General features: G+C 43.1%; 16 protein-coding genes. 1 reads left to right on the forward strand and 15 read right to left on the reverse strand.

Annotation, left to right across the window (positions count from 1 at the left end; genetic code table 11):
- Positions 1–93: 93 nt before the first annotated feature.
- From HMPREF3002_RS07330 to parE, 5 genes are all read right to left on the reverse strand, one after another.
- Positions 94–324, reverse strand: coding sequence for a DUF2969 domain-containing protein (locus tag HMPREF3002_RS07330; RefSeq protein ID WP_049473022.1), 231 nt, complete (start codon positions 322–324; stop codon positions 94–96).
- 235 nt (positions 325–559) lie between these two features.
- The gene (locus HMPREF3002_RS07335) at positions 560–1582 is read right to left on the reverse strand and encodes a branched-chain amino acid aminotransferase (protein WP_070665878.1); all 1023 of its coding nucleotides are present in this window, start codon (positions 1580–1582) and stop codon (positions 560–562) included.
- A 175-nt stretch (positions 1583–1757) separates the two neighbouring features.
- Positions 1758–4211 (reverse strand): DNA topoisomerase IV subunit A, encoded by a 2454-nt coding sequence (gene parC / locus HMPREF3002_RS07340; RefSeq protein ID WP_070666559.1) that lies wholly within the window; start codon positions 4209–4211, stop codon positions 1758–1760.
- Positions 4212–4414: 203 nt separating this feature from the next.
- Positions 4415–5233, reverse strand: coding sequence for an aminoglycoside 6-adenylyltransferase (locus HMPREF3002_RS07345; RefSeq protein WP_070665880.1), 819 nt, complete (start codon positions 5231–5233; stop codon positions 4415–4417).
- Positions 5234–5289: 56 nt separating this feature from the next.
- Positions 5290–7239: a DNA topoisomerase IV subunit B gene (gene parE, locus HMPREF3002_RS07350; protein ID WP_031576991.1), complete on the reverse strand. Its 1950-nt coding sequence runs from the start codon at positions 7237–7239 to the stop codon at positions 5290–5292.
- Between the two features lie 187 nt (positions 7240–7426).
- Here parE and plsY point away from each other — a divergent pair, with 187 nt between their 5' ends.
- Complete coding sequence (plsY, locus tag HMPREF3002_RS07355) at positions 7427–8071, forward strand: glycerol-3-phosphate 1-O-acyltransferase PlsY (RefSeq protein WP_031576989.1); 645 nt, start codon at positions 7427–7429, stop codon at positions 8069–8071.
- A 58-nt stretch (positions 8072–8129) separates the two neighbouring features.
- Here the strand turns inward: plsY and HMPREF3002_RS07360 are convergent, their stop codons facing one another.
- From HMPREF3002_RS07360 to HMPREF3002_RS07405, 10 genes are all read right to left on the reverse strand, one after another.
- Positions 8130–8540: a hypothetical protein gene (locus HMPREF3002_RS07360; protein WP_070665881.1), complete on the reverse strand. Its 411-nt coding sequence runs from the start codon at positions 8538–8540 to the stop codon at positions 8130–8132.
- A gap of 56 nt (positions 8541–8596) precedes the next feature.
- Positions 8597–8962 carry a hypothetical protein gene (locus tag HMPREF3002_RS07365; RefSeq protein WP_070665882.1) on the reverse strand — a complete coding sequence of 122 codons (366 nt, stop codon included), beginning with the start codon at positions 8960–8962 and terminating at the stop codon, positions 8597–8599.
- Between the two features lie 99 nt (positions 8963–9061).
- Positions 9062–9847: an L-threonylcarbamoyladenylate synthase gene (locus tag HMPREF3002_RS07370; RefSeq protein WP_070665883.1), complete on the reverse strand. Its 786-nt coding sequence runs from the start codon at positions 9845–9847 to the stop codon at positions 9062–9064.
- A 98-nt stretch (positions 9848–9945) separates the two neighbouring features.
- Positions 9946–10536, reverse strand: a complete 591-nt coding sequence (leuD, locus tag HMPREF3002_RS07375; RefSeq protein WP_070665884.1) for a 3-isopropylmalate dehydratase small subunit — start codon at positions 10534–10536, stop codon at positions 9946–9948.
- A gap of 11 nt (positions 10537–10547) precedes the next feature.
- Positions 10548–11930: a 3-isopropylmalate dehydratase large subunit gene (leuC, locus tag HMPREF3002_RS07380; protein WP_070665885.1), complete on the reverse strand. Its 1383-nt coding sequence runs from the start codon at positions 11928–11930 to the stop codon at positions 10548–10550.
- Between the two features lie 24 nt (positions 11931–11954).
- On the reverse strand, positions 11955–12233 hold the full coding sequence (locus tag HMPREF3002_RS07385; RefSeq protein ID WP_049474889.1) for a DUF1294 domain-containing protein: 279 nt from the start codon (positions 12231–12233) through the stop codon (positions 11955–11957).
- Between the two features lies 1 nt (position 12234).
- Positions 12235–13272, reverse strand: coding sequence for a 3-isopropylmalate dehydrogenase (leuB, locus tag HMPREF3002_RS07390; protein WP_049474888.1), 1038 nt, complete (start codon positions 13270–13272; stop codon positions 12235–12237).
- A 12-nt stretch (positions 13273–13284) separates the two neighbouring features.
- Positions 13285–14847 carry a 2-isopropylmalate synthase gene (locus HMPREF3002_RS07395; RefSeq protein ID WP_049483121.1) on the reverse strand — a complete coding sequence of 521 codons (1563 nt, stop codon included), beginning with the start codon at positions 14845–14847 and terminating at the stop codon, positions 13285–13287.
- Positions 14848–15408: 561 nt separating this feature from the next.
- Positions 15409–16041, reverse strand: a complete 633-nt coding sequence (locus HMPREF3002_RS07400) for a YpmS family protein (RefSeq protein WP_024055930.1) — start codon at positions 16039–16041, stop codon at positions 15409–15411.
- Positions 16010–16852 carry an SGNH/GDSL hydrolase family protein gene (locus HMPREF3002_RS07405; RefSeq protein WP_070665886.1) on the reverse strand — a complete coding sequence of 281 codons (843 nt, stop codon included), beginning with the start codon at positions 16850–16852 and terminating at the stop codon, positions 16010–16012. The genes HMPREF3002_RS07400 and HMPREF3002_RS07405 overlap by 32 nt, the downstream gene beginning before the upstream one ends.
- Between the last annotated feature and the right edge of the window lie 12 nt (positions 16853–16864).

Consider the following 16864-nt stretch of genomic DNA (forward strand, 5'->3'; position numbering starts at 1 on the left):
GATTTACAGTCCGCCGCGTTTAGCCTCTTCGCTATCTCTCCATATAAATCAACAGGATCTATTATACCATTGATTTACTATGATTGCAAGCCCTTATTTATTCAAATTATAATTTTCTATTAAAATTTCAACGGCTTTTTCAAGTTTTTTGTAAAGAGAATCCACATTTCCATTTTTGATAATGGCAAATTGACCAGACATGTCTGCAATTTCACCAATCGTTTTCTTTCCAATGGACAAAGTGAATCCATCAAAAGTGTCTTTCCCGACGGTTACTTTACTATCAACGATTTGAATCTCAATTTTCTTATCTTTTTTACTCATTTCAACCCTCTTTTCACTTTTTCTATTTTACAAAAATTCTCTTGATGACGCAAGAGAAAAGGGAGTGGGTCAGAAAGAATTTAGTTAGAAATTCCTTCTTTATCCCACCCCCGCAAGAGTCATTCGGCACTCTTCTATTCCTAAAAGCGAATGAAGAGAAAGATTGGCTACTGCGTCTTTTCCTTAAGACTTGTTCTCATTGAAGCCTGGACACTTTGTTTCAGACGCTTTCGGTTTAATCGACTTTGACAATCCATCCTTTTGGTGCTTCGACATCACCAAATTGGATACCGGTCAACTCGTCATAAAGCTTCCGTGTGACAGGACCTACTTCTGTTTCAGAATAGAAGACATGGAAGTCATCACCGTGTTGAACGCCTCCGATCGGAGAGATGACAGCTGCGGTACCACAAGCTCCTGCTTCTACGAAGCGATCCAAGTCATTGATAAAGACATCCCCTTCAATTGGTGTCATACCAAGACGGTGTTCTGCTAAGTAAAGCAAAGAATACTTGGTGATCGATGGCAAGATAGAAGGACTCAATGGCGTCACAAATTCGTTATTAGCAGTAATACCAAAGAAGTTTGCAGAACCAACTTCTTCAATCTTGGTGTGCGTCGCTGGATCGAGATAAATCACGTCAGAGAAGTTACGATCATGCGCAATCTTACCTGGCAACATACTAGCTGCGTAGTTCCCACCAACTTTTGCAGCCCCTGTACCATGTGGTGCAGCACGGTCATACTCATCTTGAATCAAGAAGTTCGTTGGAACCAAACCACCTTTAAAGTAGTTACCGACAGGCATGGCAAAGATAGTAAAGATATACTCATCTGCTGGATGCACACCAATAATATCACCAACACCGATCAACAGAGGACGAAGGTAAAGGGTAGCTCCTGTACCATATGGTGGAACATACTCTTCATTTGCTTTAACAACTGCCTTACAAGCATCCACAAACATATCCGTTGGAACTTGAGGCATCAACAAACGATCTGCTGTACGTTGCAAACGTTTAGCGTTTTGATCTGGACGGAACAATTGGATACTTCCATCTTTTGTACGGTAGGCTTTTAAGCCTTCAAAGGCTTGCTGACCGTAATGCAAACTTGGAGAAGATTCGGACAAATGCAAGGTCGCATCTTCTGTCAATTCCCCTTTTTCCCAAGCTCCATTGCGATAATGTGCCAAATAGCGATAAGGTAATTTCATATATGAAAAGCCAAGGTTTTCCCAATCAAGTGATACTGTCATGATAGTGCTCCTTTTAATTCTTTCTATTCCTAGTCGATCTGATGTAGGTCGATTCAGTTTCTCAATCTATGTACACTATTGTACACCATTTCATGAGAATTTCAAGCGAAATTTTCAATTTTCAGAAAATTTATTTTTAAAGAAAGTCAGTCCTAGAATGGACCGACGCTTTCTTTTATTTGATGGTAGCTGAAAAAACTTCTTGATCCGAAATGGTATCGTTAACAAAGGATCCATTGCTTGTTCTTTCAGAAATGCTTAATTGTGTCAAATCAACTTCTGTCACCTGACCTGTTGTAGAAGTGATTTGAAGGATTTGATCTTGTTCTGCCACTTCTTCTTGGCTCGTAAAGAGATCAAAATCTCCCTGGTCAGTGAAGACTGGACCTGCCTTGAAGACGCGGTGTGGTTTATTTTTCAACTCACGCAAGACCTGTAGTCCCCGTTTAGCCCGACTGGTCACAGGAATATCGTCTTGTAACATCCGTTTGAGACTGCCTCGTTGAGTCAAAATGTACATGCTTGGAGTTGTCGACTTAAAGGCGGCAGCAACTTGATCTCCGTCTTTGAGGTTAATGGCTTTGACCCCTGCTGCTTTGGCTCCTACGACAGGGACCTCCTCAATATTGAAGCGCAACCCATAACCATTTTTAGTAATGATCATGATGTCTTCAAGGACAACTGGCGCAACTGCTACAATACGGTCGTCTTGGTCTTTTAGCTTAGCATACTTAGTCGATTTAGAACGATAGGTCCGCCATGGGCTCAATTCCTTGCGTTCAAAGCGCTTGATTTGTCCTTGTTGAGTTGCCGCAAAGTAGGTTACTCCCTCAAACTGATCTACAATCTCCGCAAAGAGAATTTCTTCCTCTTGCTCGAAATTTGTCAAGGTCTGACTGAGGTGCTCTCCGATATCCTTCCACTTGGTATCTGTCAATTCATGAATTGGTCGATAAATGGCATTCCCCAAGTTGGTAAAGAGTAAGAGATGCTGAGTGGTCTTAGCAGGCTCTACAAAAATCAACTCGTCATCGTCTCGCTTACCGACTTCTTCCAGTGTTGAGGCATTGAAAGAACGAGGCGAGGTCCGTTTGATATATCCAGCACGGGTTACGCTGACGAAGGTTTCCTCTTCAACAATGAGACTAGCTGTATCAATCTCGATCGTTTTAGCAGTGTCTTGCAACTCACTGCGACGCGGATTACCAAAGAGCTTCTTGACTTCACGCAACTCTTTCTTCATAAGATTAAACATGGTCCGTTCATCCCCAATGATGGCTGCCAAGGTCGCGATTTGCTCCTTGAGACTGGCATGCTCTTCTTCCAAGGTGACGATATCTGTATTGGTCAAACGGTACAATTGCAAAGTAACAATAGCTTCTGCTTGTTCTTCCGTGAAATCGTAGCTGACCTGGAGGTTTTCCTTGGCATCTGCCTTGTTATCAGAAGCGCGGATCAAGGCAATGACTTCATCGAGGATGGAAATCACGCGGATCAAGCCCTCTACGATGTGGAGCCGTCGTTCTGCCTTTTCCTTATCAAAGCGCGAGCGAGCGACAATGATATCCCGACGGTGAGCAATGTAGCTAGAGAGAATCGGTACGATCCCCACTTGACGAGGGGTATAGTTGTCAATCGCCACCATATTGAAGTTGTAGTTGACCTGCAAGTCTGTGTACTTGAACAAGTAGTTCAAAATCAAATCTGCATTGGCATCTTTTTTGAGCTCAATGGCAATACGAAGACCATCTCGGTCAGACTCATCCCGAACCTCAGCGATACCTGCCACCTTGTTGTTGACACGAACATCATCGATCTTCTTGACCAAAACAGCCTTGTTGATCTCATAAGGGATCTCGGTAACCACAATTTGCTGCTTACCGCCCTTGAGCTGCTCGATCTCTGTTTTAGATCGGACAACTACTCGGCCCTTACCAGTTTCATAGGCTTTCTTAATCTCATCCCGGCCTTGGATAATGGCGCCAGTTGGGAAATCAGGTCCAGGTAAAAACTCCATGAGCTTGTCTACCTTGGCAGATGGATGGTCAATCATGTAGACCACGGCATCAATGACTTCAGCAAGATTATGTGGTGGAATATCTGTCGCATAACCAGCTGAAATCCCTGTTGCCCCATTGACTAAGAGATTTGGAAAGGCTGCCGGCAAAACAGTTGGCTCTTTTTCTGTATCGTCAAAGTTCCAGGCAAAAGGCACTGTATTCTTTTCGATATCTTGCAAAAGATAACCCGCAATTTCAGACAAGCGCGCCTCGGTATAACGCATAGCCGCTGGTGGATCACCGTCCATGGAACCATTGTTTCCGTGCATTTCAACAAGGATCTCGCGGTTCTTCCAGTCTTGAGACATGCGGACCATGGCATCATAGATAGAACTGTCCCCGTGAGGGTGGAAATTCCCCATGATATTTCCGACAGACTTGGCAGACTTGCGGTAGCCCTTGTCATGGGTATTGCCGTCCTTATTCATCGAATAAAGAATCCGCCGTTGAACAGGTTTCAAGCCATCCCGAATATCAGGAAGAGCCCGTTCTTGAATAATGTATTTGGAGTAGCGACCAAAGCGCTCCCCCATGATGTCCTCCAAGGACATGTTTTGGATATTACTCATATAGGGTACAAAGCCCGTAAAATACAAAGTGAAAATAGGAAATTCTTGCAGTGAGCCATGCTCACAAGAGAATTTATCTTTTTCACACAGTATTTAGGGCGTGTTCAACTCCTTTCAAAGAATGTTGAATATTTTTTTACGAAAAAGAAATTCAGTTACACCAAGTAACCAAACGTCCCTTTCTGATGTTTAAAATAGATTCATTAATGATTAGAAAGTTTCTCTTTAGCATAAGAAGTTATTTTCTCTGCAACTTCCATATCGTAAGTAAATCCCATCTTTTGGGCCAGAAATTGAGCTTCTCGATCGAATCCCTTCATGGTAGAAAATAAAGACTGAGTGATTTTATCGAAACTAGATAAATCAAGCAAAGCTGAGAACTCCTTCTCTTGCTCAGCTGGTAGATACTGGAAGAGGTACTTGTAGTTCTTTCCGATATCAACTACTCCCCTATCGCTTGTCACCTGCCAAGCTAAGACCTTGAGCAATTCTTGCTGGCAAATGCCATAGAGGTGATCAGTCGCATAGATCAGCTGATTTCTTCGAATGGCCTTTACGATATAAGCCGATACCCACCAAAATTCATTGCAGGTGGCTGCAAATTCCTCTTCAGTAGGAGGACAAGTCCAGTAGCGCTTGGAATTAGGCTGATAGGCTTCAAACAAGCCTTTGTCGTCTTTTATAACTTCAAAATTTGCTTCGCTGTCCACCCACTCTTCGATATACTCCTTGGGGCAGAGGGTTAAATCAATACGATTCCCATCTTCAAAAAGCATGAGATACAGACGACGGTGTCCCAGTCGGTTGTGCTGTTCGATGAGTCTATTTCCGTACTGATCCAACCAGGATAAATCTGAAATCAGGTCTTCCAGATCATCAACTATATAGACCACATCATAATCTTGAAACTCGTCTTTGGGGCCCCGAGGATTCGTTCGTGATCCGGATAAGGCAATTGCTTCTACTTCTAGAGTATCAGCTATTTGCAAAATCAGATTCATCAGTTCATTTTCAGTTCTCATGTCGATTCCTTACCATTTCTACATCCCAGCTTATTTAATTGATAAGTAGAAAGTGATTAAAATACCGTATTTTCTTCCAAGGTAAACTTAACGTTATCTTCAATCCATTGACGACGTGGTGCAGCCTTATCTCCCATGAGGACGGAAACGCGGCGTTCTGCACGGGCTAGATCATCAATGGTGACACGGATCAAGGTACGAGTTTCTGGATTCATGGTCGTTTCCCAAAGCTGATCCGCATTCATTTCCCCCAACCCTTTGTATCGTTGGAGGGTTGCCCCACGGCCAAAGGTCCGACGCAACTCTTCTAATTCGCTATCTGTCCAAGCATAGGCTACTTCTTCTTTCTTGCCTTTGCCTTTCGACATCTTATAAAGAGGAGGAAGTGCAATGTAGACATGCCCTGCTTCTACCAAAGGGCGCATATAACGATAGAAGAAGGTTAAGAGGAGGGTTTGAATGTGGGCACCATCCGTATCCGCATCGGTCATGATAATGATCTTATCATAGTTGGCGTCTTCCACAGAGAAATCTGCCCCAACTCCAGCACCGATGGTGTAGATCATGGTGTTGATTTCCTCGTTCTTGAGGATATCACTCATATTGGCCTTCTCAGTATTAAGAACCTTCCCACGAAGTGGAAGAATCGCTTGGAACTTCCGATCCCGTCCTTGTTTGGCAGAACCGCCGGCTGAGTCTCCTTCGACTAGATAAAGTTCGTTTTTCTTAGGATTTTTAGACTGGGCTGGTGTCAATTTACCAGACAAAAGTCCCTTGTCCTTTTTGCTCTTCTTGCCATTTCGACTCTCATCCCGCGCCTTCCGAGCGGCTTCACGCGCATCCCGGGCTTTAATAGCCTTACGAATGAGATTAGAAGCCAATTCTCCATTTTCCATGAGGAAGAAGGTCAATTTATCAGAAACAATGCTATCGACGACTGGACGAGCCAAGGGACTTCCTAATTTGTCTTTGGTTTGTCCTTCAAACTGCAAATGGGCCTCTGGAACCAGGATCGAGAGAACAGCAGATAAACCTTCACGGTAGTCTGATCCTTCCAGATTCTTGTCTTTTTCTTTGAGGAGTCCTATCTTTCTTGCATAGTCGTTCATAGCCTTGGTAATGGCTGTCTTCAGACCTGTCTCGTGGGTTCCCCCATCTTTGGTGCGGACATTATTAACGAAGGACAAGATATTATCTGAGTAACCATCATTGTATTGCATGGCCACTTCTACCTGAAAACCATCTGATTCGCCACTAAAGTAGAGAACAGGTGTCAAAGTTTCCTTGTCTTCGTTCAAGTACTCTACGAAATCTTGGACACCATTTTCATAGTGAAAGGCCACATGGTTGTCTTCTTCCTTGCGGAGGTCGGTCAACGTCATCGTCACATCCTTCAGCAAGAAGGCTGATTCTTTGATTCGCTCAGCAATGGTATTGAATTTGAAATCTGTCGTTGAAAAGATGGTTGGATCTGGCATGAAGGTGACCTTGGTCCCTGTCTTAGACTTGGGAGCAGAGCCAATCTTCTCGAGTGTAGTAACTGGTTTTCCACCATCTTCAAAACGTTGCTTGTAGACAGCTCCATCACGGGTAATTTCTACCTCTAGCCAGCTAGAAAGGGCATTGACGACAGAAGATCCCACTCCGTGAAGACCTCCAGATGTCTTATAGCCTCCTTGACCAAACTTCCCTCCGGCGTGGAGAACCGTAAAGATCACCTCAACGGTTGGTTTACCCATAGCATGCATCCCGGTCGGCATTCCACGTCCCTGGTCTTCTACCGATAGCGAACCATCTTTATTAATCGTTACATCGATTTGTGAGCCAAAGCCAGACAAGGCTTCATCGACCGCATTATCCACGATCTCCCAGACCATGTGATGCAAGCCATTTCCGTCGGTCGATCCGATATACATCCCTGGACGTTTACGGACTGCATCCAACCCTTCTAGTACCTGAATGGCATCGTCATTATAATTATTAATATTGATTTCCTTTTTTGCCACAAGGAACCTCCTGTTTGTTCATCTTTTCTATATTACAGTTTTTTAGGAAATTTTGCAAAATTTTTTCTCTTTATATGGAGATTTCTATATCTCAGTAAAAAAAGCTGGCTGGACACTTTCTTCAGATGTCACACTTGAACTCCAAAAATTGCTTTTTCTATTGATGCCTTTTTGATATAATGAAAGTATGATAAAAGAAATAAGTGTTTTAATTTTAGCCTATCTGTTAGGCTCCATTCCTTCGGGATTATGGATTGGGAAAATCTTTTTCCATATTAATTTACGGGAACATGGCTCGGGCAATACTGGAACGACCAATACCTTTCGGATTTTAGGGAAGAAAGCTGGAATCATTGTCTTTGCGATTGATTTCTTGAAAGGAACTTTGGCCGTTCTCCTTCCGACTTTCTTTGGAATTCAGGGGATCTCGCCGATGGTCTTTGGTCTCTTAGCCGTTTTGGGACACACTTTCCCAATTTTTGCTGGATTCAAGGGTGGAAAGGCAGTGGCGACGAGTGCTGGTGTCTTACTTGGTTTCTCGCCTATCTTGCTACTCATTTTAGCTGTTTATTTTGTAGCCAGCCTGTATTTAACCAGTATGATTTCGTTTTCGAGTGTTACCGTTGCGCTACTCGCCATTCTTTCGGTCCTCCTTCTTCCTTTGACTGGATGGATCTTGCACAGCTATGATCCACTTTTTACAATCATTGTCTTGGCACTAGCGACCTTGATCATTCTTCGTCACAAGGACAATATCCAACGGATCAAAGAGAAAAAAGAAAATCTCATCCCTTGGGGAAAGAATATCACCCATCAACAACCAAAAAACTAGAGCGCATACTCTAGTTTTTTTTGATTTGGCTACAGTTTTATTTTTGAACAGATTCTCATTATAAGGCGTCAACCAGGTCCATCAGTATTTCCATAGGTGTTTTTTTCCTACGACCATTAACCGTTTCGATCATGTGATAAACTTTTAAACGATTGTCATTGCTAAATACAAACTCAAAGCGGAATTCGCGTCCGTTGGGTGCCACTGTATCAAATTTCGTTTTATATTTATCATGAACGGGGCTAACTGGAAACTTATTGAAGAGCAAGCGTCGTTTCTCCCCTGCTTCTTTCAAACAGTTTTCTAGCTCCTGACAATAGTTATAAAACAGCTGATAGAGGTCTTCTTCTGAAATTCTTCTTCTCCTAACTAATGATGTAAAATCCGAAAAATTTCTGCGCGGGATGTCAATACTAAATGAAAATCCCTCCTGATTGATTCTTTCTAAAAATGCATCTCTTGAAATCATAGAACTACTCTTTCTTTTATCAATTTGTAGTGAACCCTTATTGTTTCTATACACAGTCAATCCATTATGTAATCAAGCAGATCCATCAAGGTTAGTTTCTTACGACCATTGACGGTCTCAAAGAGATTATAAACTCTTAGTTGTTGGTTCTTTTTAAAAGCAAACTTAAAGCGAAATTCGCGACCATTGCATGCGACTATATAAAATCCGGTCTGATACTTTCTCTTATCGGCTACTGCCTGCATTTGCCGGTCTTCTACCTCTCTACAAAGTAAAAGAAAGATCTGATAGAGTTGCTCCTCAGAGAGCCTTTTTCTCCAAACTAATGACTTGAAGTTATTGTACGTCCACCATGGGATTTGGATGTTGAAGGAAAATCCTTCCTGATTGGCTTTATCGATAAATGCTTTTCTGGAGACCATACCACTTCCCCTTTTATCGGAACATTGTTTGACACTATTATACCATCTTTTATCCTTTCACAAAAAAAGCATTCCAAATGGAATGCTTTTTTCTGTTTCTTAATAGTATTCCCCTTGGCGGTAGTTCCAAGAGTTGAAATGATCAGATAAGTGCATCATGATCTTATCGATATCCAATCCTTTACGGATCACAACTGGACACGTATTGACAGAACGGCTACCTGCTCCTTGTTCTGGGATCAGTTTTCCTTCGGCATCAACCATAGAGACCATCACGCCTTGTTCATAGCGAGTTTCAATGGTCTTGTCTGGTTGGATAGAAGCTACATAATCATCTGCTTCGATGACCAAGTCCACGGCACCTTCGATACGTTCACCGATTCCTTCGACCTTCCCGCGGTTTCCTTTACCGGAAGGGTTGGCTGAAGAAGCGTAAACCATCTTACCTTCTTTTTCCCACATTTCTTTGGCAATTTGCTCACCAGCTTTACCAAATTTGATGACAAAGCATGAAGTTCCACGAACGTCTGTCATGAGTTCTTCACGTCCATCTCCGAAGGCTTGCAATTTTGCATAGGCATCTTCACGCCAAGGAAGGATACAACCAAGCAAGATATCTTCATCCCAATGTTTTTGGTAGAAGGCTTCGATTTCAGGATTCAATTGCGCAAGGGCACGAAGTTCGTCCATGCTTCCGCAAAGAACCACACCTGGTTTGTTGCGGTTGCGTTCTTTGGCTTCGAATTTACGTTCCAAGCCAGCCTTGTCACTGGTCATGATGATATAGCCAACTTTGGTAGGGCAGACGATACAGCCACCCTCTCCATTTAGAATATCAAATCCTTCTTGTGAAAGTTGTCCGTCCCATTGAATGTGTTTTGTCATAAGTCTCTTTCCTTTTCTATTCTTTTTAGTATTGTATCAAAAAACAGTCTCAAATTCAATATATTTTCAGAAAATTCGTAATTCAGTATACAATTTTATCATTGCCAGTAAGCTGGCCTGTTCTTCTCATAAGCTGCGATCAAGTCTTCATACTGAAGTGTAATCCCGATATCATCCAACCCGTTGAGCAATTTGTGCTTCCAATCTTGATCGATCTCAAAGCGAAACTCTCCAACAGGCGAGAGGATCTTCTGCTCTTCCAAATCTACCGTCACTGGATCTGCCGGCTTCAAACTTGCCAATTTTTGACGAACCTCTAGCGGTTGGACAATCGGCAGCATGCCATTATTGAGCTCATTATTGTAATGGATATCTCCGAAGGATCCGGCGATAACGACTTTAAAGCCATAATCAGCTAAAGCCCAGGCTGCGTGTTCCCGAGAGGAACCAGCCCCAAAATTGTCACCAGTGATCAAAATGGTTGCCTTGCGGTATTCTGGCTTGTTAAAGATAAAATCTGGATCCTCAGTATATTGGTCATCCAAATAGCGCCAAGCATACATGAGGTATTTCCCAAAACCTTTTTTATCAATTAACTTTAAGAATTGCTTGGGGAGGATTTGGTCAGTATCAATATTATCGTTCATCAAAGGAACTGTAGTTCCCGTATAACTGGTAAATTTCTCCATGCTTCCTCCTTTTACTCGACTTCTGGCATTTGGCGCACATCGACAAAGCGACCAGCGATTGCTGCTGCAGCGGCCATTGCTGGGCTACAGAGATGGGTTTTAGCCCCAAATCCTTGGCGGTCTTCAAAGTTCCGGTTGCTAGTAGAGGCACAGTGGACGCCATCTGGAACCTTGTCCGGATTCATTCCTAGACACATGGAGCATCCTGGATCACGCCATTCAAAGCCTGCATCCATAAAGACTTTATCCAAACCCAACTTTTCGGCGGCTTGCTTAACCGGACGAGAGCCAGGGACCACAATAGCAGTTAAGTTTGGTGCAATTTTTTTGCCTTTCACAAACTTGGCTGCCACCTCCAAATCACTGAGACGCGCATTGGTACAAGAACCGATAAAGATATAGCCCAATTCAATGTCTGCTGGTTTTTGGCCAGGTTCTAGATCCATATAATGATAAGCCCGTTCATCATTCATGTCTCGAATCTCTGGAAAAGGAGTCTCGAAGTCCACTCCCATAGAAGGATTGGTCCCCCAAGTCACCATCGGAGCAAGATCGGATACATCCATACGGATGACCTTATCATAAACGGCATCGTCATCACTAACCAGAGTCTTCCAATCAGCTACTGCGGCCTCAAAATCATCTGGCACACATTCGCGTCCCCGGAGGTAGTCAAAGGTCGTCTCATCTGGATTCATGATCCCCATTTTGGACCCGAACTCGATCGACATATTGCAGATGGTCATGCGTTCTTCCATGGTCAAGCGATCAATTGCTTCTCCCCGATACTCTACGACATAGCCAACTCCACAAGCAACACCGTAGCACGCTATCAAAGCTAGGATGTAATCCTTTGAATAGATCCCTTTTTGTGGGGTTCCGGTGAATTCAACCAACATTTTCTTGGGTTTGACTTGCCAGATGGTTTGGGTAGCAAAGACATGCTCCACTTCACTGGTTCCAATCCCAAAGGCAATGGCACCAAAGGCTCCGTGGGTTGCGGTATGGCTGTCTCCACAGACAATAAATTTCCCAGGCTGGGTCCGACCAGTTTCTGGGCCTATCATATGCACGATTCCTTGCTTAGCAGAACCGTGACCTGCATGATCAATCCCAAATTCCACCACATTCTCAGCTAATTTATCAATCTGGGCTTTTGAAATCACATCTCGAATATCAAAAATATTGACCGTTGGAACATTGTGATCAAAGGTTCCAAAGGTTAAATCGGGTCGTCGAACCTTGCGTCCTGCATCCCGTAATCCTTGAAAGGCTTGCGGACTCGTCACTTCGTGGATATAGTGTTGGTCCACATACATGAGTTGGGGTTGCCCTTCCACTCCTGTAATCACGTGGCGGTCCCAAAGTTTATCAAAGATTGATTTTCCACTCATCGTCTTTCTCCTTTTATCTTCTTGTTAGGAAATCCATTGAAGGATTAGAAAGAGGGCACCTGCTAAAAGTAGGCTACTGCCCCACCAGCTAGCTTGAAAATACCATTTCCGCACCTTGTGGTGAAAGAGATATCCGCCTAGTAGAGCTCCGAATCCACCAAGTAGCCAGCTCTCGAGTAACAGGACCTTTTCAGGAATCCGCCACCTCTTTTGGATAGCTTTTCGTTTATCTAAACCATAGGTCAGAAATACGATACTATTCCAAATAGCAATAAGAACTAAACAGCGATCTCTCCAAGTCATCTTAGAGATTCCCAATAATGGCTGCAGTCATCTCAGCAGTAGAAGCCTGACCACCTAGATCTCGCGTTAAGATTCCTTGATTCAAGGTTTGATTGACAGCTTCTTCGATCATTTCTGCACCTGCTGTTTCTCCAAAACTGTCTCGGAGCATCATGGCAACGGACAGGATCATGGAGATCGGATTGGCAATGCCTTGACCAGCAATATCAGGTGCTGAACCATGAATCGGTTCGTACATACTTGGCCCTTGGTCAGAATGACTAGCAGATGGCATCACGCCTAGTGTTCCTGGAAGGACGCTCGATTCGTCAGATAAGATATCTCCAAATAAATTCTCTGTTACGACGACATCAAAGCGAGCTGGATTGGTGATCATGATCATGGCTGCACTATCGACAAGCTGGTGCTCTAAGGTCACATCTGGAAATTCTTTGGCAACTTCTTCTGCTACTTGGCGCCATAATTTAGATGTTGCAAGGACATTTTGCTTATCGATACTGGTCACTTTCTTGCCACGTCCTTGCGCAATTTTGAAGGCTTGGCGCATAATCCGACGGATTTCTTCTGCGCTGTAATCATTGATATCGCGCGCTGTATCTTCTTTCAAGATATGCTCTCCAAAGTAAATCCCACCTGTCAATTCACGCACGACTACAAAGTCGACACCCTCGATACGCTCTGGTTTCAAAGGAGACAGATGTTTTAAGGCGTCAAAAATCCGTACAGGACGAATATTGGCAAAGAGATTTAATTCCTTGCGAATAGCGAGCAGGCCTTGTTCTGGACGAACAGGAGCATGGTCATACTCAGGACTCCCGATGGCTGCGAGAAGAATAGCATCCGCTCCTTTAGCTGCTTCGAGAGTATCTTGGGGAAGTGGGTGGCCAGCGGCATCAATCCCAGCACCCCCAAAAGGTTTGTCTTCTAGACTATAATCAAAGCCAATTTTGGGAGCAACGGCTGCGAGAACCTCTAGTCCAGCTGCCATGATCTCAGGGCCAATCCCATCTCCTGCAAGTGTTACAATTTTCTTTGTCATGTTCATTTCCTCTTAGGCTTGTGGAAGATCCCGGTAAGAGACAGTTCGTCCCATTTCACCCGCATTCTCTTTTTGAACCAGCGTATTGGCATTGATATAAGCAATGGCAGAGGCTTTTAATACGTCAAAGTCCAAACCAGAGGCATTGAAGATCGTATCTGTATCGACATTTTCCACCGATACCAAGACACGGGCTTGAGCGTCGATCCCATCTGTCACTGCATCGATATTGTAAGAGGTCAAGCGAACGGTTTGGTTGAAGAATTTATCAATCGCATTAAAGATGGCTTCAACCGACCCTTGACCATTGGCAAGGAACTCAAGCACTTCCCCTTCTTCATTGCTGAGGCTAACTGCTGCTGTAATCGTTTCGTCTGCATTGGTTGTCAAGCGGAGGTCATTAAATTGGAATCCTTCTGGATTTTCAACTGCTGTACCGGCTACAAGGGCGCGGATATCGGCATCTGTGATCTCGTGTTTCTTGTCTGCAAGAGATTTGAACTTAGCAAACAATGGCTTGATGTCTTCTTCTGTGAAATCCAGTCCCAACTCATGCAGTTTTTCGACAAAGGCATGTCGACCAGACAATTTTCCAAGAGGGAGACTATTGCTCTTAACACCCACCAACTCAGGCGTAATGATTTCGTAGGTAAGAGGATTTTTAAGAACTCCGTCTTGGTGGATCCCAGACTCGTGTGAGAAGGCATTGCCACCAACAACCGCCTTGTTTTTAGGAATTGGAATACCAGAGTAACGAGAAACCAACTCAGAAGTGTTGATGGTTTCATTAAGGACAATCGGACTTTCAACTTGGTAATAATCTTCACGGATATTGAGAGCAACCGCTACCTCTTCAAGCGCCGCATTGCCGGCCCGTTCACCGATTCCATTAATGGTTCCTTCGACACGACGGGCACCATTTTTAACAGCAGCGAGACTATTGGCCACTGCCATTCCTAGGTCATCATGGCAATGAGGGGAATAGATAATCTCGCGATCTGTCTTGACATGGTCAATCAAGTATTTGAAAATGGCACCGTACTCCGCTGGTGTCGTGAAACCGACTGTATCAGGAATGTTGATGTAGCTAGCACCAGCATCAACTGCAGTCTGTACGACTTGCAAGAGGAAATCCAATTCTGTCCGAGTTGCATCTTCGGGAGAGAATTCAACAATTTCAAATTTTGAGCGAGCGTAAGAAACGTGTTCTTTGATCGTTTCAAGGATTTCTTCCTTTGTCTTGTTGAGTTTAAACTCCCGGTGAATGGGACTGGTTGCGATAAAGACGTGAATTTGTGGATACTTAGCATCCTTCAAGGCTTCATAACAAGCATCAATATCTGATTTGACAGAACGAGCTAGGCCAGTTACGGCTGTCTTGGTCAAGACCTTTGCAATTTCCTGTACAGCTGTGAAGGAATCCGGACTAGCCGCTGGAAAACCTGCTTCAATAGCAGAAATACCCCATTTTTCCAATTGTTTGGCAATAGCAATCTTTTCTTTGATAGAGAAATTAACTCCCGGAGTCTGTTCACCATCCCGAAGGCTGGTATCTAAAAATTCAACTTTACGCATAGGGTCTCCTCATTTCTATGTAGTGGATATAAAGAAAAACATCTCACTCGGTTAACCAAGCGAGATGTTTTTGCCCGCTTGGTAAGCCAAACAGGACTAATGCTTCTGCACTAGCCCTTATACCTCAACAACAAAGCAAATTGAATAAACTTAGCTGTTTTCATGTTTGACTTTCTCCTTTGTTCAATGTCTTGTTTAGTATTTTAGCATAGGGAAAAAGCAATGTCAAGAATTTTCTGTAATATTCTGAATTTTTTGAATAGAAACAAAATAAAGCGTTCAGTTCTAGTTAGATTGAAGATAAAGTCATCTTAGAAACTTTCCTTAGGTGAAGACGGACGTCAGCGAACTTCAAAGAAGTTCCATGACTTAGTTTTGGACCTAAGGTTCCAAAACTCCCGAGTGCTAGAAACAATAGTGTTTCTAGCACTTTTCTCACGGCGGAAAGTTTCAATATTTATTGAATAAGCCTAATAGTAAGTATCGTTTTTATTTTCAGCATCATTCTAGTTGTTTTATGTAAAATACAATTTTCCATCAATCTGAATAGACCCTGTTACTCTACTTCTTCTGATACAAATCAAAAACGATCTTGTCATTATAGAGGTCAATGGTATTGGCCTTGACATAGATTCCAAAGTCATTGTCGATTTCTGGTAATACAATGGTGATGGTAGACTGCTTGGGTGAGATCTGAACAAATTTTGGGATATTTTTATTTTTACTCAAGAGCTGCAAGACCATCCTTTGTGGAATTTGAAAGGTTCCAACTGAAAAATCCTTCACCGTCAAGAGGATGTTCCCATTTTCCAATTTGGATGGTTGGAAGTAAATATATAAGGGATACTCCTTTCCTAAGAGACTCAACTGCCCTTCTAATAGGATTTGCTGATTGTCCGCATAGACCTTGTAGTCGGACAGCTTATATTTTTTCAGTAGCGATTTGATAGTATCATTGAGTTGATCCCGAGTCGTTGTCATGGTTCCAACTTTGACATCTTTGGTGCCAACTGCTTGATGAAGCTGACTAACATCTTCTCTTGGCGTCGCTAAGCGTCCTTGCACGACTATAGCAAAGGCTAAGAGAAGGCTCACCAATCCTAAAAACAACCATTTCCAAATATTAATTTTTTGAAGGAAGGGGACCTTCTCGTTGATGGGATTATTTTTGACTCCAAGTTTTCTTCGTGGCATTGATTTTCTCCAATATTGCTTGTTTCATCTTTTCATAGCCCGTATTGTTAGGGTGAAAGCTATCCTCTTCATACAGGGCATCATTGATAACGGTAGTCTTCCCGTCACTGACTTCTGATACGCCCATTTTGCCATCAATTCCTTTATAAAGCAGATCATTGATCGGGACGAAATAGACCAGATCAAATTGCGCGATGGTTTCTTCCGTCCTCTCATTCCAACGATCGACAGCCGTCTGGATATTAGTTAATTCAGGAAAATTCAGGTAAAGAGGATTGTAGATCCCCACTACATAAATGGGAAGATGGGGATTGTCCTTTCTGGCCTTTGTAATAATTTCTTTGAGGTTCGCTGTATAATTCTTGAGCGGCTTTTGGATATCCGATAGGGAAAAGTCACTCAGATGATCGACAACGACTTTGCGCAGATCATTTCCTCCAACCGTTAAGGTCATGACATGCGCCTTCTTGAGATCCTTCTGAAGGTCTGTTTGCTTCTTGAGTCGATCTAAAATCTGAGCACTTGTATTTCCAGCTACACCATAGTTGACAGGCTGGTACTGGCCGTCATTTTCATTGGACAGACTTTGAGCAAGGATGGGCACAAAGCCCCCTTGATTGGTACTATCTCCAACACCTTTGGTCAGTGAATCTCCTAGAGCTACATATGTATAGGTGATTTCTTTCTCAGCCGTTTTGGGCTTGGTCATACGAGGAGACGCAGTTGGTAGCAAAGCACGAAATAGAAAGACAAAGACAAGAAGGCTGGTTAAAAAGAAAACCAAGCCTTGCATCATTTTTTTAAGATTCATATGAATACGATC

The sequence above is a fragment of the Streptococcus sp. HMSC065E03 genome, from assembly GCF_001815045.1.
Taxonomy (GTDB): Bacteria; Bacillota; Bacilli; order Lactobacillales; family Streptococcaceae; genus Streptococcus; species Streptococcus parasanguinis_AD.